Below are 18,233 nucleotides of genomic sequence, written 5' to 3'. Positions count from 1 at the left end.
GCGGGAGGCTCGTCCGCAGTGCAACCGACAGTCCGCGATGACTGACGCGCGAAGGCGTCTCGCGGTTCCCGGTGGTCTGCATGCCGCACAGACTACGCACGGTCAAAACCCGCCTAGGGCCGAACTTCACCCCAAACAACGCAAGTCGAACCAAGGTAATCGTCGATGTGACGCCGCTCACGAAGGCGACCCTTGTCGAAGCGCACAGACCGATCTATCGTGCTGATGTATCGAGTCGATACATCAGCACGGCATAAGGGCACCGGTTGTTCCGGTGGACCGTGCCGGCGGAAGCAGCGGGAGAAGGAGGAGGCACCGGTGAGCAGACGCTCCGGCATCCTCGAGTTCGCCGTTCTCGGCCTGCTCCGCGAGTCGCCGATGCACGGCTATGAGCTGCGCAAACGCCTCAACACCTCGCTGGGGATCTTCCGTGCGTTCAGTTACGGAACCCTCTACCCCTGCCTCAAGACGCTGGTCGCCAGCGGCTGGTTGATCGAGGAGCCCGCCGGCGTCCCGGCGGACGCCCCGCCGGTCTCCGGGCGCTCGGCCGCTGCCTCCTCCTCACTGACGGGACGCCGGGCGAAGATCGTCTACCGGTTGACGGCAGAAGGTAAGGAGCACTTCGAGGAGCTGCTGTCGCACACCGGTCCGGACGCCTGGGAGGACGAGCACTTCGCAGCCCGCTTCGCCTTCTTCGGCCAGACCGAACGAGAAGTGCGGATGCGGGTCCTCGAAGGCCGGCGCAGCCGGCTGGAGGAGCGCCTGGAGAAGATGCGCGCGTCTCTGGCCCGCACCCGCGAACGACTCGACGACTACACACTTGAGCTTCAGCGGCACGGCATGGAGTCCGTGGAGCGCGAAGTGCGCTGGCTGAACGAGCTCATCGAGAGCGAGCGGTCGGGACGGGATCAGCGACGATCCTCGCCCGGGGGCTCTGCTCAGCAGGACACACCTGGAGAGACGGGCGGCCTGCCCCGGCACCGGGACAACACCCCGCCGGATCCGTCCGACGACACCGCCAAGTGAAGTCATCGCACCCCGCGGCGACTTCATCGGAAACATCGATTACACAGGGAGCAACCGGAATGGGTTCGGTTCGCGTAGCCATCGTAGGCGTGGGCAACTGCGCCGCCTCGCTGGTGCAGGGCGTCGAGTACTACAAGGACGCCGATCCGGCCGGCAAGGTGCCCGGTCTGATGCACGTCCAGTTCGGCGATTACCACGTCAGCGACGTCGAGTTCGTCGCCGCCTTCGACGTCGACGCGAAGAAGGTCGGCCTCGACCTCGCGGATGCCATCGGCGCCAGCGAGAACAACACCATCAAGATCGCGGACGTGCCGAACACGGGCGTGACCGTCCAGCGCGGCCACACCCACGACGGTCTCGGCAAGTACTACCGCGAGACGATCGAGGAGTCCGCGGACGCCCCGGTGGACGTCGTCCAGGTCCTCAAGGACAAGCAGGTCGACGTTCTGGTCTGCTACCTGCCCGTCGGCTCCGAGGTCGCTGCGAAGTTCTACGCGCAGTGCGCCATCGACGCCAAGGTCGCGTTCGTCAACGCTCTCCCGGTGTTCATCGCCGGCACCAAGGAGTGGGCGGACAAGTTCACCGAGGCCGGTGTCCCGATCGTCGGCGACGACATCAAGTCCCAGGTGGGCGCCACCATCACGCACCGCGTGATGGCGAAGCTCTTCGAGGACCGCGGTGTCATCCTGGACCGCACGATGCAGCTGAACGTCGGCGGCAACATGGACTTCAAGAACATGCTCGAGCGTGAGCGCCTGGAGTCCAAGAAGATCTCGAAGACGCAGGCCGTCACCTCGCAGATCCGCGACCGCGAGCTCGGTGCGGACAACGTCCACATCGGCCCCTCGGACTACGTGGCCTGGCTGGACGACCGCAAGTGGGCGTACGTGCGCCTCGAGGGCCGCGCGTTCGGCGATGTCCCGCTGAACCTGGAGTACAAGCTCGAGGTGTGGGACTCCCCGAACTCGGCCGGTGTCATCATCGACGCCGTCCGTGCGGCGAAGATCGCCAAGGACCGCGGCATCGGTGGCCCGATCCTCTCGGCGTCGAGCTACTTCATGAAGTCCCCGCCGGTGCAGTACTTCGACGACGAGGCCCGCGAGAACGTCGAGAGGTTCATCAACGGCGACACCGAGAGCTGAACCGGCCCTCCCGGCCGACACAGCCTCACCGGAGCTGAGCGGAGACGCTCACCTCTTCCTGCCGCACGTCGGGGGTCCCCGGGTAATCCGCCCGCGGACCCCCGACGTGTGTGACGCTTGCTCCCATGTCTGTCGCGCGTGATCTGCGCACCCTGCTGCGCCTGCGGAACTTCCGCCGCCTGCTCACCGTGCGGCTCCTTTCCCAGTCCGCCGACGGCGTCTACCAGGTCGCCCTCGCCGCGTACGTCGTCTTCTCCCCGGAGAAGCAGACGTCCGCCGCCGCCATCGCTTCCGCGATGGCCGTGCTCCTCCTGCCCTACTCCTTGATCGGGCCGTTCGCCGGGGTGCTGCTGGACCGCTGGCCCCGGCGTCAGGTCTTCCTCTACGGGAATCTTCTGCGGGCCGCCCTGGCCTGCTCGACGGCTCTGCTGATCCTCGCCTCGATGCCCGACTGGCTGTTCTACGCCTCGGCCCTCTGCGTCACCGCCGTCAACCGTTTCGTGCTGGCCGGCCTCTCCGCCGCCCTGCCCAGAGTGGTCGACACCGAACGCCTCGTCGTCGCCAACTCCCTCTCCCCGACCGCGGGCACCCTGGCGGCGACTGCCGGGGGCGGCCTCGCCTTCGCCGTACGGCTGCTGGCCGACGAGTCCGACGCGGCGGTCGTGCTGCTGGGCTCGATGCTCTACCTGCTCTCCGCGCTGGCGTCCCTGAGTCTGCCGCGGACGCTGCTCGGACCGGACACGGACGGGGCTCCCCTGCGACTGCGGGCGGCTCTGGCCGTCACCGCACGCGGGCTCGTCGCCGGGCTGGGTCATCTGTCCCAGCGGACGCACGCGGCCTGGGCGCTGGCCGCCATGACCGTGCTCCGCTTCTGTTACGGCGCACTCACGGTGATGCTGCTCATGCTGTGCCGCTACGCCTGGTCGGACACCGAGTCCGACGGGCTCGCCCTGCTCGGCCTGGCGGTCGGGGTGTCCGGTGCGGGCTTCTTCGTCGCCGCCGTCCTCACGCCGTGGGCGGTGGGGCAGCTCGGCCGGTACGGATGGATCGTGGGCTGTGCCGGGGCGGCGGCGGTGCTGGTGCCCTCGCTCGGCCTCTCCTTCGCTCCCGCCCCGATGCTGATCGCCGCCTTCGTGCTCGGCGTCGTGACGCAGGGCTCGAAGATCGCCACCGACACGGTCGTGCAGACCTCGGTCGACGATGCGTTCCGAGGCCGGGTCTTCTCGCTCTACGACGTGCTCTTCAACGTCGCGTTCGTGAGCGCTGCCGGGGTAGCGGCGTTGATGCTCCCGCCGGACGGCAGATCAGTCGCCGTCGTGGCGGTCGTATCGGTGCTCTACGCGGCGGTCGCGGTGACGATGTTCAGACGGCGACGCACCGACACCCATCAGTAGCCGCCCCGGGGGATGTGCGGAGGGGCGTTGTTTCACGTGAAACGACCCCCCTCCGCACATCCACCGGGGCGTTGTTTCACGTGAAACAACGCCCCGGTGGGCTCAGCCCTGCTGCGCCCACCACTCCTTGAGCGCCGCCACCGCGGCGTCCCGCTCCATCGGCCCGTGCTCCAGGCGCTGCTCCAGCAGGAACCCGTACGCCTTGCCGATCACCGGCCCGGGGCCGACGTCGAGGATCCGCATGATCTCGTTGCCGTCCAGGTCGGGACGGATCGAGTCGAGCTCCTCCTGCTCCTTCAGCAGAGCGATGCGCTCCTCCAGCCCGTCGTAGGTCCGGGAGAGCGCGTTCGCCTTGCGCTTGTTCCGGGTCGTGCAGTCCGAGCGGGTCAGCTTGTGCAGACGCTCCAGCAGCGGCCCGGCGTCACGGACGTACCGGCGCACCGCGGAGTCGGTCCACTCGCCGTCGCCGTACCCGTGGAAGCGCAGATGGAGCTCCACGAGTTTCGACACGTCCTTGACCAGCTCGTTGGAGTACTTGAGCTCGGTCATGCGCTTCTTCGTCATCTTCGCGCCCACCACCTCGTGGTGATGGAAAGAGACCCGTCCGTCCTTCTCGAAACGGCGGGTCCTCGGCTTGCCGATGTCGTGGAGCAGCGCGGCCAGGCGCAAAACGAGGTCCGGACCGTCCTCCTCCAGGTCGATGGCCTGCTCCAGGACGGTCAGCGAGTGCTCGTAGACGTCCTTGTGGCGGTGATGCTCGTCACTCTCCAGGCGCAGCGCGGGAAGCTCGGGCAGCACATGATCAGCCAGCCCGGTGTCGACCAGGAGCCCCAGGCCCTTGCGCGGGTGCTGGGAGAGCAGCAGCTTGTTGAGCTCGTCACGGACCCGCTCGGCGGAGACGATGCCGATCCGCGCGGCCATCTCCGTCATCGCGGTGACGACCTCGGGGGCTACCTCGAAGTCGAGCTGCGCGGCGAAGCGGGCCGCGCGCAGCATGCGCAGCGGGTCGTCCGAGAAGGACGCCTCGGGCGTGCCCGGGGTGCGCAGCACCCGCTCGGCGAGGTCCTTCAGGCCCCCGTACGGATCGACGAACTCCTTCTGCGGCAGCGCCACGGCCATCGCGTTGACCGTGAAGTCGCGGCGCACGAGGTCGTCCTCGATGGACTCTCCGTAGGAGACCTCCGGCTTGCGCGAGTTCCGGTCGTACGCCTCGGACCGGTAGGTCGTGACCTCGATCTGGTAGCCGTCCTTCTGGGAACCGACGGTGCCGAAGGCGATCCCGACCTCCCACACCGAGTCGGCCCAGGGCCGGACGATCTTGAGCACGTCCTCGGGGCGGGCATCGGTGGTGAAGTCCAAGTCGTTCCCGAGCCTGCCCAGCAGTGCGTCGCGGACCGAGCCGCCGACCAGCGCGAGGCCGAATCCGGCCTCCTGGAATCGGCGGGCGAGGTCGTCGGCGACCGGGGACACCCGCAGCAGCTCACTCACCGCGCGGTGCTGCACCTGGCTCAGTGCACTGGCGTTCTCTTCGTTGGCGTTCGGCACAACAGAAAAGGGTACGTGCACGGACCGCCCGCGGCGTCATCGTTTACGGGGGCCCTGCGGGATGCCCGCGATCATGTGCGACGGACCCCAGCACGTCGGCCCGCCGCACCTCGTTACCATGCGGGGACGCAGGACCGAACGATCGACAGCATCTGACGACGACGAGGGACGGGTAGGCGCGTGGCCGAGGCGGCAGACTTCCAGGGGGCCCGTCGGCCTCCTGCCCGCCGGTGGCTCCGGCGCACGGCCGCAGCGGTGCTCGGAGCGCCCCTGCTGGCCGGTCTTCTAGCTGTTCCGGCTGCTGGATCCGCCCCGGCCGCCGAGCCTGCCAAGGCCCCCACGGGCTCCCGTACGGTCGATGTGTCCCTGAACACGCTCTCCCCGAGCGTTCCCACCGAGGACGACACCCTGACCGTCTCCGGAACGCTCACCAACAAGGGCAAGGAGACGATCAGCGCCGCCGAGGTCGATCTGCGGGTCGGCCCGCGGCTCTCGGGCCGGGGAGAGGTCGACGACGCCGCGAAACGTTCCGCGTACGTTCCCGGCGCCGATCCGGCCCCGGTCGGGGACGCGTACACGGTGAAGATTCCCAAGCTCGCCAAGGGGATCAGCCAGGACTTCACCCTCTCCGTGCCCGTCGACAAGCTGGACCTGGACGACCCGGGCGTCTACCAGCTCGGCGTCTCGGTCTCCGGCCGCACGGCCGCGGTCCCCTATGAACGGGTGCTGGGCATCGAGCGCTCGTTCCTGCCGTGGCAGCCCGAGGCGAGCGACAGCAGGACGAAGCTCACCTTCCTCTGGCCCCTGATCGCCTCGCCCCACGTCACGGCGGAGACCCGCTCGGACGAACAGCAGACTCCCGTGTTCACCGACGACGACCTGGCCAAGGAACTGGTGCCCGGGGGCCGGCTGGAGCGGATGGTGTCCCTGGGCAGCCGGCTCCCCGTGACCTGGGTCGTCGACCCGGACCTCCTGGCGAGCGTCGCGGCGATGGCCGGCACGTACGAGGTCGAGTCGGACGGCGCCACCGTCCCGGGCAAGAACCAGACCGTCGCCAAGCAGTGGCTGACCGCTCTGGAGAAGGTGGTGGAGGACGGCAAGGTCATCGCGCTGCCCTTCGCCGACCCCGACCTGGCCTCCATCGCGCACCGCGGCAAGAACGTCTCCGGAACGCTCAGCCATCTGCAGAACGCCTCCGCGGTGGCCGCCACCGCGGTGGAGACCATCCTCCACGTGAAGCCGTCCACCGACTTCGCCTGGCCCGTGAACGGCGCCGTGGACTCCTCCATCGTCGATGTGGCGACCTCGGCGGGCGCCCACAACGTGATCGCCCGCAGCGACAGCTTCCGCGAGACCTCCCGCCTCCCGTACACGCCGACCGCGGCGCGGCCGATCGGCGGAGGGACCACCGCCGTCGTCGCGGACGCCCGGCTGTCGACTTTGTTCGACGGCGACATGTCGAGGGCGGGCGCCTCCACCCTCGCGGTACAGAAGTTCCTCGCCCAGACCCTCGCACTCACCGAGCAGGCGCCGGACAACGAGCGCAGCATCGTCGTGGCCCCGCCCCGGATGCCCTCCACCGCGCAGGCCCAGACAATGGCCCGCGCCCTGGAGGGCCTGGCGGGCAGCCGCTGGACGCAGCCCCTCGACCTCGTCGCCGCCGCCGAGGAGAAGCCCGACCCGAGGGCCACCGCCAAGGTCCCCCGGGGCTCCGCGTACCCCAAGAAGCTCCGCGCCCAGGAACTGCCGACACAGGCGTTCCAGGACATCAGGGCCACCCAGAGCTCGCTCAACAGCTTCGAGACGATCCTGACGCAGCCCGAGCGCGTGGTGACGCCCTTCGGCAACGCCATCAACCGCTCGATGTCGACGTCCTGGCGCGGGCGGTCCCTGGAAGCGCAGCAGTACCGGGACGCGGTCCGCGACTACCTGCAGAGCCTCACCTCCGAGGTGCAGCTCATCGAGAAGTCCGACGTCACCCTCTCCGGGCGCAGCGCGACGATCCCGGTCACCGTGCAGAACAAGCTGGTGCAAGGCGTCGACCGGCTTGTTCTCCGGCTGACCTCGGACAACATCCGGCTCAAGTTCAACGGCGACGGCACCACCACCGCACTGCCGGTCAGCATCGCGGGCGGACACAGCCAGTCGGTGAAGTTCGACACGTCGACCAGCGCCAACGGCCGGGCTCAGGTGACCGCCCGGCTGTTCACCGAGAACGGCACCCCGTACGGCGACGAGATGACCTTCACCGTGAAGGTCTCCGAGGTGACTCCCACCGTGCTGCTCGTCATCGCCGGCGGACTGCTGCTCCTGGTCCTGGCAGGCATCAGGATGTACACCCACCGCAAGCGCGCCGTGGCGAGCGGCACGGCGGACGGCAACGGCGACGGCCCCGGGCAGCCGAGTGACCCGACTCCGGACACCGGTCCGGAAAGCGGGGCCCCGTCGGGAACGGGTGAGAAAGTGGACCGTTGAGCGATGTCTGTCGTGGCCGGCCGGCCGGGGACGATGAGGTAGGGGTTTCGATGAACGCGCCGTACGACGGTGACCGCGGACAGGGCGCGGGCGGAGCAGCGTCTCCGGGCGGGCCTCCGGTTCCACCGGGCGCGGGCCAGGACGGCTCCGCGCCGCCGGACCCGTACCTCCAGCACGCCTACGAGGACGACCCGTACCGGGCGCGGGACCTGGCCGCCCAGGACCCCGTGGGCGAGGCGCTCTACGACCGCGCCGCGCACCCGCCGCCGCCTCCCGGCACCTACCAGGAGCCGGGGCCCCTCTACCAGCAGCCGCCCGCGGCCCCGTACGCCCCCGACCCACGCGTCTGGGCCCCGACTCCGCCACCCGAGCCCGCAGGCCCCTCCCGGCACCTTCCGTACGGGGACCGCCCGGCGACCACGCAGTTCGTCGGTGTCGACGATCTCGTCACCCAGGCGTCGGACGACCGGCAGGAGCCGGACGCCTTCGCCCACCTCTTCCGGGACCAGGAGGGAGCGGGGAGGCCCCCGGTACCCCCGCAGGCCGAACCGGCTCCCGCACCCGCTCCCGCCAAGGGCGGCGGAGGCAAGGTCTCCGGGCTCCTGAGGTCCAGCGCGGTCATGGCCGCCGGCACCCTCGTCTCCCGGCTCACCGGATTCGTGCGGTCCCTGGTGATCACCGCCGCCCTCGGCGCCGCGCTGCTCGGTGACAGCTACACCATCGCCTACACCCTGCCGACGATGATCTACATCCTCACCGTCGGCGGCGGTCTGAACTCGGTCTTCGTCCCGCAGCTCGTACGCGCCATGAAGAACGACGAGGACGGCGGCGAAGCCTTCGCCAACCGGCTCCTGACGCTGGTGATGGTCGCGCTCGGCACGATCGTCGCCGTCGCGGTGTTCGCCGCACCGACGCTGATCCACATGCTGTCCCCCACGATCGCGAACGACGTCGCCGCCAACAGCGTCGCCGTCACCTTCGCCCGCTACTGCCTGCCGACCATCTTCTTCATGGGCGTGCACGTGGTGATGGGGCAGATCCTCAACGCCCGCGGCAAGTTCGGCGCGATGATGTGGACCCCGGTCCTGAACAACATCGTCATGATCATCACGTTCGGGCTGTTCATCTGGGTCTACGGCACCTCCGGTGAGTCGCAGATGGGCGTGGACACCATCCCGCCGGAGGGCGTCCGGCTGCTGGGCATCGGCACCCTGCTCGGCCTCGTCGTCCAGTCCCTGGCCATGATTCCGTACCTGCGCGAAACGGGCTTCCGCTTCCGCCCCCGGTTCGACTGGAAGGGCCACGGGCTCGGCAAGACCATCAAGCTGGCCAAGTGGACCGTGCTCTTCGTCCTCGCCAACCAGGCGGGGGTGCTGGTCGTCACCCAGCTCTCCACGGCGGCCGGTGCGGCCTCGGGCCACGACGGCACCGGGTTCCTGGCCTACTCCAACGCCCAGCTGATCTGGGGCATGCCGCAGGCCATCATCACCGTCTCCGTCATGGCGGCGCTGCTGCCCCGCATCTCCCGCGCCGCCCATGACAACGACCCGGGCGCGGTCCGTGACGACATCTCCCAGGGACTGCGCAACTCCGCCGTGGCCATCGTGCCGGTGGCCTTCGCCTTCCTCGCGCTCGGCCTGCCGATGGCCACCCTGCTGTACGCCTCCAGCGGCACCGAGGCCGCCCGCTCCATGGGCTTCATCCTCATGGCCTTCGCGCTCGGCCTGATCCCGTACTCCGTGCAGTACGTCGTCCTCCGCGGGTTCTACGCGTACGAGGACACCCGCACCCCCTTCTACAACACGGTCATAGTGGCCGCCGTCAACGCGGCCGCGTCCGCGCTCTGTTACGTCGTCCTGCCGGCCCGCTGGGCCGTCGTCGGCATGGCCTTCTCCTACGGCCTGGCCTACGCGGTCGGCGTCGGCGTCGCCTGGCGGCGGCTGCGCAACCGGCTGGGCGGCGACCTGGACGGGGCGCACGTCGTGCGCACCTACGCCCGACTGTGCATGGCCGCGGTGCCCGCCGCCCTGGTCGGCGGCGGCGCCGGATTCGGCATCCTGGAAGTGGTCGGAACCGGTGCCCTCGGTTCGCTGGTCGCCCTGGTCTGCGGCGGCGCCCTCCTCCTGGGCCTCTTCTTCGTCGCGGCGAAGAAGATGCGCATCGAAGAGGTCAACGGCCTGGTCGGCATGGTCCGTGGACGGCTCGGACGCTGAATGAGCGCCCGTCCGCACAACCATCGCCGCACTCCGCGTGTCGTGGATAGCGCCGGAGTGTGGGCACAATTGGCGTGACTGTGCAGAGCTGGCTGGCATCGCGCAACGGATGGGGAGGCAGGAACGACGGTGGCGGAACGTAGCACGGCCGCCGTCGACGTGGCCGACAACGGCGGCGACGAGCCGCTGACCGCCAAGGCGGACGAGGCCACGACCGACGGGACGGCGCAAGCCGAGGACACCAAGGGCGCGAGCCCCGAGGACACCGAGAACACCGAGAACACGGACGGTGGGCGGGAGCGTTCCGAGGCCGTTCCGGCATCACCCGACCTGCACAGCGGTCACAAGCTCGCCAGGCGCTACCGCTTGGAGGAGTGCGTCACCCGTCTGGACGGCTTCAGCAGCTGGCGCGCGGTCGACGAGAAGCTCCGCCGGGCGGTGGGCGTCCACCTCCTGCCCGCGGAACACCCGCGGGCCCGCTCGGTGCTGGCCGCCGCCCGTTCCTCGGCGCTTCTCGGCGACCCCCGCTTCGTCCAGGTCCTCGACGCCGTCGAGGAGAACGACCTCGTCTACGTGGTCCACGAGTGGCTCCCGGACGCCACCGAACTCACCGCGCTGCTGGCCGCCGGGCCGATGGAAGCCCACGACGCCTACCAGCTCGTCAGCCAGCTCTCCCAGGCGATGGCCGCCGCCCACCGCGAGGGCCTGTCCCATCTCTGCCTCACCCCCGGTGCGGTGCTGCGCAGTTCCACCGGGCAGTACCGCATCCGCGGCCTCGCCGTGAACGCCGCCCTGCGCGGCATCACCGCCGAGCGTCCCCTCCGTACGGACACCGAGGCCATCGGCGCCCTTCTGTACGCCGCGCTGACCCACCGCTGGCCATACGGGGACGCCGCCCACGGGCTCGACGGGCTGCCCAAGGGCATGGGGCTCATCGCCCCGGACCAGGTCCGCGCCGGCATCCACCGCGGTCTCTCCGAACTGGCCATGCGGGCGCTCGCCAACGACGGTGCCACCGCCTCCCGCCAGGAACCCCCCTGCACCACCCCGGACGAGCTGGCCAAGGCCGTCGCGGCCATGCCGCGCGTCCTTCCTCCCGAGCCCACCTTCACCGCGCCGCCGGCGTACCAGCGCACGACCTATCAGCAGGGCACGTACGGACGCCCGTCCTCCCACCCGTCCGCCGTCACGCAGCCCGTGATGGTGGCTCCTCCGGCCCCCCTGCAGAGCCGTACCGGCCGCGCACTCAAGTGGTCGGTCTCCGCGCTCCTCATCGCCGCGCTGGGCCTCGGCAGTTGGCAGCTCGCGGAGGCGCTGCTCGACCGGACCAAGGGCTCCGACGACACGGGCATCACCGAGCCGGACAAGGACGACAAGAACAAGGACGAGAAGAACGCGCCATCCGCCGAACCCCTGGACATCGCGGGGGCCACGGAGTTCATGCCCGACGGCTCCGGGATAAAGCAGCGGGACGTGGCGAACTCCGTCGACGGCAGCCCCGGAACATCCTGGGTCACCCCGCGATACCAGGGCTTCGCCAACTTCGGCAACCTCCCCCAGCGCAAGCAGGGCAGCGGAATCGTCGTCGACCTCGGCAAGGTGCGGGACGTCTCCGGCGTCGACGTGTCCCTGTACCGCAGCGGGCAGACGACGACCGTCCTCGCCGCCTCCCCGGACGCCTCGTCCCCGTCCACGACGGCCGACTTCGACCAGCCGATCGTCAAGCGGACGGTCGCGGGTTCGACGCTCAAGAAGAAGCTCGACGAGCCCGTCCGCACGCGTTACGTCCTGGTCCACATCACGGAACTCCCCTCGGACGGCACGGGCGGCTACCGGGGCGGCATCACCGACATCACCGTCCTCGGCTGATCCACGGACCGGCACGGCCCGCCCGTACCGTCCCTGATCACCGGCCCCACCGGCCCGTTACTGTGGGGCCGACCGTCCGCCCCACCGAGCGCCTGCGGCGACAAGGGTTGCGGCCGTCACACCCGTGGCGGCAGGCTTCTCCCCGTCGCACCGCATCGACGGGCGCGGCCCGCATGTGTCATCGGATCTGGTTCGGAGGGGGAGCACGGTGGATTCCGTTCCACCAGAGGCACCGAGCGACTCGGACCTGCTCGCCCAACACGTGGCGGGCGCCCCCGACGCCTTCGGTGAGCTCGTACGCCGCCATCGCAACCGGCTCTGGGCCGTGGCGCTGCGCACCCTGGGGGACAGGGAGGAGGCGGCCGACGCCGTTCAGGACGCCCTGGTCTCCGCCTTCCGCGCCGCCCACACCTTCCGCGGCCAGTCAGCCGTCACCACATGGCTGCACCGGATCACCGTCAACGCCTGCCTCGACCGGGTCCGCAAGGCCGCGTCCCGCAAGACCTCCCCCGTGGACGACGCCGAACGGCTCGACCAGCTCCTGGAACCCCACGAATCGGCCGAGGCCCCCGCCGTGCGGCAGGACCTCCACCGCCAGCTCCAGAAAGCCCTGGCCACCCTGCCCCCCGAGCAGCGGGCGGCCCTCGTCCTCGTCGACATGCAGGGCTACCCCGTAGCGGAAGCGGCCAGCATCCTGGAGGTGCCGACCGGCACCGTGAAAAGCCGCTGCGCCCGGGGCCGGGCGAGGCTGGCCCCGCTGGTCCGCCATCTGCGTGCCGGAACCGCGGGGCAGCTCTCCGACGAGGAGAACAGCTCCGCCGGAAGGAACCGGACACCCGGAGCATCCGTCCCATCTGCGTCAGGCCCCAGAGACGCAGGAGCAAGCGATCCCGCCGCGACCAAGGGAGGAGGTGGGCGCCCGTGACATCCACGGCCGACACGGCTCAGCACCCGGAGGTCTCCGAGATCTCCGATCTCACCGAGGGGCTGCTCTCCTCTTCCCGGGCGGTGGAAGTCCGGCAGCACGTCGCTCGGTGCGACCTCTGCTCGGAAGTGCAGGGCTCCCTGGAGGAGATCCGCGGACTGCTCGGAACGATGCCCGCCCCCGAGCCGATGCCCGAGGACATCGTCGCCCGCATCGACGCGGCCCTCGCGGCGGAGACCCTCTCCACACCCGCCGCCGACGAGCCGGTCGTTGTTTCACGTGAAACAACGACCGGCGGGAGCACGACGACCGACCGGACAGCCGCCGCTGCCGTCAGCGTCGGCTCCTCTGTCCCGGACCGCCCCGCGGGCCGGTCGTCCGCCGCGACCGGACCGGGCCGCCGTCCCGCCCGCCGGCGTCGGCGCGCCGTGGTCCTCGGCACCGCGTTCGGTGCCGCGGTCATCGGGATGGGCGTCTTCTTCCTTCAGTCCATCGCCCCGTCCGGCGACGCCTCCAGGACCGCCGCCGACAGCGGAGTCAGCGCCGCGGAGAGCAGCGCGCACCCGTACGCCGTCGGCACGCTCGAAGCCCGGGTGCGGGACCTCCTCGGCGGCGGGGAGAGCCCGGACAGCCCAGGCGCCAAGAAGGTGCCGCCGGGAGCGGACACCAAGTCGACGACCGAGGCCCTCACCCCCGATACCGAGGCGTCCAGGAGCCCTTTGCAGGCCCCTGCCGTCACCGTGCCTCCCTGCGTGCGGCAGGCCACCGGCCGCACCACGCCGGCACTCGCCCTCGACGAGGGGACCTACCAGGGGGCGGACACCTACCTCGTCGTCCTTCCGCACCCGAGCGACCCCTCCCGTGTACAGGCATACCTCGTGGCCGCGGCCTGCGTGGACGACGCCCCGGAGTCCCCCGGACAGCTACTGCTCACCCGTACCTACAACCGCCCCTGAAACCGTGCGCGACCGCCGCGGCACGTTCGGGAATGCATCAGCCGTAGGATCCGTTGGGTGGGGTGAGAGTCGTTGAACCGACCCCCGTAGGCAGTTAGGCAGTCTGCAGAAACGAGGAAGAAACCCGTGAGCGACGTCCGTAATGTGATCATCATCGGCTCCGGACCGGCCGGGTACACCGCCGCGCTGTACACCGCCCGCGCCTCGCTGAACCCGTTGGTCTTCGAGGGCGCCGTCACGGCCGGCGGTGCGCTGATGAACACCACCGACGTGGAGAACTTCCCCGGCTTCCAGGACGGCATCATGGGCCCCGAGCTCATGGACAACATGCGGGCCCAGGCCGAGCGCTTCGGCGCCGAGCTGATCCCCGACGACGTGGTCGCGGTCGACCTCACCGGTGACATCAAGACCGTCACCGACACCGCGGGCACCGTCCACCGCGCCAAGGCCGTCATCGTCACGACCGGCTCCCAGCACCGCAAGCTCGGACTGCCCAACGAGGACGCCCTCTCCGGACGCGGCGTCTCCTGGTGCGCCACCTGCGACGGCTTCTTCTTCAAGGACCACGACATCGCCGTGATCGGCGGCGGCGACACCGCGATGGAGGAGGCGACCTTCCTCTCCCGCTTCGCCAAGTCGGTCACGATCGTCCACCGCCGTGACACCCTGCGCGCCTCCAAGGCCATGCAGGACCGGGCCTTCGCGGACCCGAAGATCAGGTTCGCCTGGGACAGCGAGGTCGCCGAGGTCAAGGGCGACCAGAAGCTTTCCGGCCTGACCCTGCGCAGCACCAAGACCGGCGAGACGTCCGAGCTCCCCGTGACCGGCCTGTTCATCGCCGTCGGCCACGACCCCCGCACCGAGCTCTTCAAGGGCCAGCTGGAGCTCGACGACGAGGGATACCTGAAGGTGGAGGCGCCCTCCACGCGCACCAACCTGACCGGCGTCTTCGGCGCCGGAGACGTGGTCGACCACACCTACCGTCAGGCCATCACGGCAGCGGGCACCGGCTGCTCCGCCGCCCTGGACGCCGAGCGCTTCCTCGCGGCCCTGGCCGACGCGGAGCCCGCCGAGCCGGAGAAGACCCCGGCCGTCTGAACGTCCGCACCGCACCCCACCACCCCGACAGACTAAGGAGGCCGCCGTGGCCGGCGACCTGAAGCACGTTACGGATGACACCTTCGACGAGGTCGTCCTCAAGAGCGACAAGCCCGTTCTGGTGGACTTCTGGGCCGCCTGGTGCGGCCCGTGCCGCCAGATCGCCCCGTCGCTGGAGGCGATCGCAGCAGAGCACGGCGACCAGATCGAGATCGTCAAGCTCAACATCGACGAGAACCCGGCCACCGCCGCCAAGTACGGCGTGATGTCCATCCCGACCCTGAACGTGTACCAGGGCGGCGAGGTTGCCAAGACCATCGTCGGGGCCAAGCCGAAGGCCGCGATCCTCCGCGACCTCGAAGGCTTCATCAGCGCCTAGTCACGCACCGCGCGATGTTTCACGTGAAACGGGCTCACCCTCTGGGGCGGGCCCGTTTCGCATGGCCGACGACCCGGTCCGGCCTCACAGCGGCCGCAGCACCGGCTCCTTCTGGACCGCTCCCAGAAGACGGTCGAGCGCCATCTCCACGTCTTCCTTCCAGGAGAGCGTCGTCCGCAGCTCCAGCCTCATCCGCGGATACACAGGATGCGGCCGCACGGTCTTGAAGCCGACGGCCAGCAGATGATCGGCGGGGAGTACGCACGTGGCTCGCTCGGACCGAGCGTCCCCGAACGCCTCGATCGCCTTGAAGCCCCGGCGCAGGACGTCCTTGGCCACCGTCTGCACCATGACACGGCCCAGCCCCTGGCCCTGGTACTCGGGAATGATCAGCCCGGTGATGAGCTGGACGGCATCAGCGGAGACCGGACTGGTCGGGAACGACGTCGAGCGGGGGACGTAGGCGGGCGGGGCGTAGAGCATAAAGCCGACCGGGGCGTCGTCCACATAGACCACCCGGCCGCAGGAGCCCCACTCCAGGAGCACCGCGGAGATCCAGGCTTCCTTCTCCAGCTCCGGCCTGCCCGCCTTCACCGCGGCTTCGCCACTGACCGGGTCAAGCTCCCAGAAGACGCACGAGCGGCACCGCTGGGGGAGATCCGGAAGGTTGTCCAGGGTGAGTGGTACGAGCCGACGCCCCATGACGGCGATCCCTCACTTCCTTCGCCCGCCGCTTCACGTGCGGCTGTCGGCGCGCTGCGTTCAGGCCGCAGACCGCCGACGGATACCCCGCCGGCACCGGGCTCAGCCCGACCGTGACGAGCCGGCCACGGCTCACTCTTCGCAAGGCGTCCCCCCTCCTCCGAGGCCGGACGCCATGGATACGCCGTTCCCCTGAACGCATCGTAGCCACCCGGAGGTGGCGCGGTCACCGGGAGAAGGCAAAGGGCGGACCGTGTTCCGGTAGACACCGGAGCATGGCCCGCCCTCCATGGGTTTCGCCGGTCAGCCCTTGTCGTCCTCTTCGGACGTCTCGGCGAGGCGGCTCTCCAGCACACGGCCCTCGCCCGGAGCGAGGCTGCCGAGAATCCGGTCCAGGTCCTCCATCGAGGCGAACTCGACGACGATCTTGCCCTTCTTCTGCCCCAGGTCGACCTTCACCCGGGTTTCGAAGCGGTCGGACAGGCGGGTCGCCAGGTCGGTCAGGGCAGGGGACACCCGGCCGCCGGCCCTCGGGCCCTTGGACTTCGGAGAGCTCGTGGGGCGCGAGCCCATGAGTGTCACGATCTCCTCGACCGCGCGCACCGAAAGCCCTTCCGCCACGATGCGATGGGCCAGCCGGTCCTGCTCCTCCGAGTCGTCCACGGACAGCAGAGCCCGGGCGTGGCCGGCCGACAGGACTCCTGCGGCGACCCGGCGCTGCACCGGCGGAGAGAGCCGCAGAAGCCTCAGCGTGTTCGTCACCTGCGGACGCGATCGGCCGATCCGGTCGGCCAGCTGGTCATGGGTGCACTGGAAGTCCTTGAGCAGCTGGTCGTACGCGGCGGCCTCCTCCAGCGGATTCAGCTGCGCCCGGTGGAGGTTCTCCAGCAGCGCGTCCAGCAGCAGCTTCTCGTCGTCCGTGGCGCGGACGATGGTGGGAATCCGCTCCAGGCCCGCTTCCCGGCAGGCCCTCCACCGGCGCTCACCCATGATGAGCTCGTAGCTGTCCGGGCCCGCCTTGCGGACGACGACCGGCTGGAGAAGACCGACTTCCTTGATGGAGACGACCAGCTCGGCCAGCGCGTCCTCGTCGAAGACCTCACGGGGCTGGCGGGGGTTCGGGGTGATCGTCGCGATCGGAAGCTCGGCGAAATACGCGCCCGAGGTCCCGCCGTCCTGCTCGGGCCGGCCCTCCGGGGCGGGCGCCGGCTCCGGCACCGCCGGGACGGACGGCAACGCGGTCACCTTCGCCGCGGCCACGCCACGCTCCGCCGTCAGAACGGGTCCGGTGCCGGACGACGCCGCCCCGACTCCGGGCGACGGCACCTGCTTCTCCTGGGGAGCGGCAGGGATCAGCGCACCGAGCCCACGTCCCAGTCCTCTACGACGCTCACTCACTGAAGGCCCTCCGAAACGTTCTGCTGGCTGTTCTGACTGCTCGTGTGGGCGTGCTGAGCCTCGTAGTGCATCCCTACGCCCCGCAGGGCGATCTCCCGGGCGGCTTCGAGATAGGAGAGCGAACCGCTGGATCCCGGATCGTAGGTCAGCACGGTCTGGCCGTAGCTCGGCGCCTCCGAGATCCGCACGGACCTCGGGATACTGGTCCGCAGCACTTCCTTGCCGAAGTGCGTCCGGACCTCCTCGGCGACCTGGGAGGCGAGCCTCGTCCGGCCGTCGTACATCGTCAGCAGGATCGTCGAGACATGCAGGTCCGGATTCAGATGTCCCCGCACCAGGTCGACGTTCCGCAGGAGCTGCCCCAAGCCCTCCAGCGCGTAGTACTCGCACTGGATGGGGATGAGCACCTCGGCCCCGGCCACCAGTGCGTTCACCGTCAACAGGCCCAGCGAGGGCGGGCAGTCGATGAGGATGTAGTCCAGCGGCTGCTCATATGCCTGGATGGCCCGCTGGAGCCGGCTCTCCCGCGCCACCAGCGAGACCAGCTCGATCTCCGCACCGGCGAGATCGATGGTGGCCGGGGCGCAGAAGAGACCTTCGACATCCGGCACGGGCTGGACGACCTCGGAGAGCGGGCGGCTATCCACCAGAACGTCGTAGATCGAGGGAACATCCGCATGGTGGTCGATGCCCAGAGCCGTGGAAGCATTGCCCTGCGGGTCGAGGTCGACCACGAGAACGCGCGCTCCGTGGAGCGCCAGGGAAGCGGCCAGGTTGACCGTCGAGGTCGTCTTGCCGACCCCACCCTTCTGGTTGGCCACCACCATGACACGGGTCCGGTCAGGGCGGGGCAGCCCTTCGCCGGCGCGGCCGAGGGCTTCGACCGCCAGCTGAGCGGCACGGCCGATGGGTGTGTCGTCCATCGGCGGCGGTGTTTCACGTGAAACACCCTCACCCACAGACTCGGTTCGGGGACCGGGGACCGGGTCGGTCATCGGTCCCGCGATGTTGGCGTCGGACCGCAAGGATTCACTCTCCTCGGCTTCAGGCTCACAATGAGCAGAGCCTGCCATGCTTTCGGTGTCGTGAACCAGCGAGGCCCGCTGTTCTG

14 protein-coding genes are annotated in these 18,233 nt (G+C 69.9%); 10 read left to right on the top strand and 4 right to left on the bottom strand.

The window, feature by feature from the left end:
- The first annotated feature begins 318 nt into the window (after positions 1 to 318).
- From ACIQMU_RS13015 to ACIQMU_RS13005, 3 genes are all read left to right on the top strand, one after another.
- Positions 319 to 1,026 (top strand): helix-turn-helix transcriptional regulator, encoded by a 708-nt coding sequence (locus tag ACIQMU_RS13015; protein ID WP_352239211.1) that lies wholly within the window; start codon positions 319 to 321, stop codon positions 1,024 to 1,026.
- A gap of 59 nt (positions 1,027 to 1,085) precedes the next feature.
- A complete protein-coding gene (locus ACIQMU_RS13010) occupies positions 1,086 to 2,168 on the top strand; it encodes an inositol-3-phosphate synthase (protein ID WP_352239212.1) in 1,083 nt (360 codons plus the stop codon).
- Between the two features lie 125 nt (positions 2,169 to 2,293).
- Positions 2,294 to 3,562: an MFS transporter gene (locus tag ACIQMU_RS13005; protein ID WP_352239213.1), complete on the top strand. Its 1,269-nt coding sequence runs from the start codon at positions 2,294 to 2,296 to the stop codon at positions 3,560 to 3,562.
- 102 nt (positions 3,563 to 3,664) lie between these two features.
- On the opposite strand, the gene ACIQMU_RS13000 is transcribed toward ACIQMU_RS13005, so the two are convergent.
- A complete protein-coding gene (locus ACIQMU_RS13000; RefSeq protein WP_402688854.1) occupies positions 3,665 to 5,107 on the bottom strand; it encodes a CCA tRNA nucleotidyltransferase in 1,443 nt (480 codons plus the stop codon).
- A 180-nt stretch (positions 5,108 to 5,287) separates the two neighbouring features.
- On the opposite strand from ACIQMU_RS13000, the gene ACIQMU_RS12995 reads away from it, so the two are divergent.
- From ACIQMU_RS12995 to trxA, 7 genes are all read left to right on the top strand, one after another.
- Positions 5,288 to 7,582 (top strand): DUF6049 family protein, encoded by a 2,295-nt coding sequence (locus ACIQMU_RS12995; RefSeq protein WP_402688853.1) that lies wholly within the window; start codon positions 5,288 to 5,290, stop codon positions 7,580 to 7,582.
- Between the two features lie 50 nt (positions 7,583 to 7,632).
- A complete protein-coding gene (gene murJ / locus ACIQMU_RS12990) occupies positions 7,633 to 9,795 on the top strand; it encodes a murein biosynthesis integral membrane protein MurJ (protein WP_352239216.1) in 2,163 nt (720 codons plus the stop codon).
- A 129-nt stretch (positions 9,796 to 9,924) separates the two neighbouring features.
- Complete coding sequence (locus ACIQMU_RS12985) at positions 9,925 to 11,664, top strand: serine/threonine protein kinase (protein ID WP_352239217.1); 1,740 nt, start codon at positions 9,925 to 9,927, stop codon at positions 11,662 to 11,664.
- A 208-nt stretch (positions 11,665 to 11,872) separates the two neighbouring features.
- Positions 11,873 to 12,589 carry an RNA polymerase sigma factor SigM gene (sigM, locus tag ACIQMU_RS12980; protein ID WP_352239218.1) on the top strand — a complete coding sequence of 239 codons (717 nt, stop codon included), beginning with the start codon at positions 11,873 to 11,875 and terminating at the stop codon, positions 12,587 to 12,589.
- Complete coding sequence (locus ACIQMU_RS12975; RefSeq protein WP_352239219.1) at positions 12,586 to 13,545, top strand: hypothetical protein; 960 nt, start codon at positions 12,586 to 12,588, stop codon at positions 13,543 to 13,545. Before sigM ends, ACIQMU_RS12975 begins: the two co-directional genes overlap by 4 nt.
- Positions 13,546 to 13,671: 126 nt before the next feature.
- Entirely contained in the window at positions 13,672 to 14,643 is a 972-nt protein-coding gene (trxB, locus tag ACIQMU_RS12970; protein ID WP_352239220.1) for a thioredoxin-disulfide reductase, read from the top strand.
- 46 nt (positions 14,644 to 14,689) lie between these two features.
- Positions 14,690 to 15,022: a thioredoxin gene (gene trxA / locus ACIQMU_RS12965; RefSeq protein ID WP_018957328.1), complete on the top strand. Its 333-nt coding sequence runs from the start codon at positions 14,690 to 14,692 to the stop codon at positions 15,020 to 15,022.
- An 84-nt stretch (positions 15,023 to 15,106) separates the two neighbouring features.
- On the opposite strand, the gene ACIQMU_RS12960 is transcribed toward trxA, so the two are convergent.
- The 3 genes from ACIQMU_RS12960 to ACIQMU_RS12950 form a co-directional block, all read right to left on the bottom strand.
- The gene (locus ACIQMU_RS12960) at positions 15,107 to 15,724 is read right to left on the bottom strand and encodes a GNAT family N-acetyltransferase (protein WP_402688852.1); all 618 of its coding nucleotides are present in this window, start codon (positions 15,722 to 15,724) and stop codon (positions 15,107 to 15,109) included.
- A gap of 303 nt (positions 15,725 to 16,027) precedes the next feature.
- The gene (locus ACIQMU_RS12955; protein WP_402688851.1) at positions 16,028 to 17,122 is read right to left on the bottom strand and encodes a ParB/RepB/Spo0J family partition protein; all 1,095 of its coding nucleotides are present in this window, start codon (positions 17,120 to 17,122) and stop codon (positions 16,028 to 16,030) included.
- Positions 17,119 to 18,195, bottom strand: coding sequence for a ParA family protein (locus ACIQMU_RS12950; protein ID WP_352239223.1), 1,077 nt, complete (start codon positions 18,193 to 18,195; stop codon positions 17,119 to 17,121). The genes ACIQMU_RS12955 and ACIQMU_RS12950 overlap by 4 nt, the downstream gene beginning before the upstream one ends.
- Between the last annotated feature and the right edge of the window lie 38 nt (positions 18,196 to 18,233).

Origin of the sequence: Streptomyces sp. NPDC091649 (assembly GCF_044756785.1) — a bacterium.
Lineage (GTDB): Bacteria > Actinomycetota > Actinomycetes > Streptomycetales > Streptomycetaceae > Streptomyces.
This window is presented reverse-complemented; position numbering and strand designations above follow the sequence as displayed.

What these genes read in the sequence shown, in the direction of transcription:
- ACIQMU_RS12950 (WP_352239223.1), bottom strand. Translation starts at nt 18,195, where the DNA reads ATGGCAGGCTCTGCTCATTGTGAGCCTGAAGCCGAGGAGAGTGAATCC.
- ACIQMU_RS13010 (WP_352239212.1), top strand. Translation starts at nt 1,086, where the DNA reads ATGGGTTCGGTTCGCGTAGCCATCGTAGGCGTGGGCAACTGCGCCGCC.
- ACIQMU_RS12960 (WP_402688852.1), bottom strand. Translation starts at nt 15,724, where the DNA reads ATGGGGCGTCGGCTCGTACCACTCACCCTGGACAACCTTCCGGATCTC.
- murJ (WP_352239216.1), top strand. Translation starts at nt 7,633, where the DNA reads ATGAACGCGCCGTACGACGGTGACCGCGGACAGGGCGCGGGCGGAGCA.
- ACIQMU_RS13005 (WP_352239213.1), top strand. Translation starts at nt 2,294, where the DNA reads ATGTCTGTCGCGCGTGATCTGCGCACCCTGCTGCGCCTGCGGAACTTC.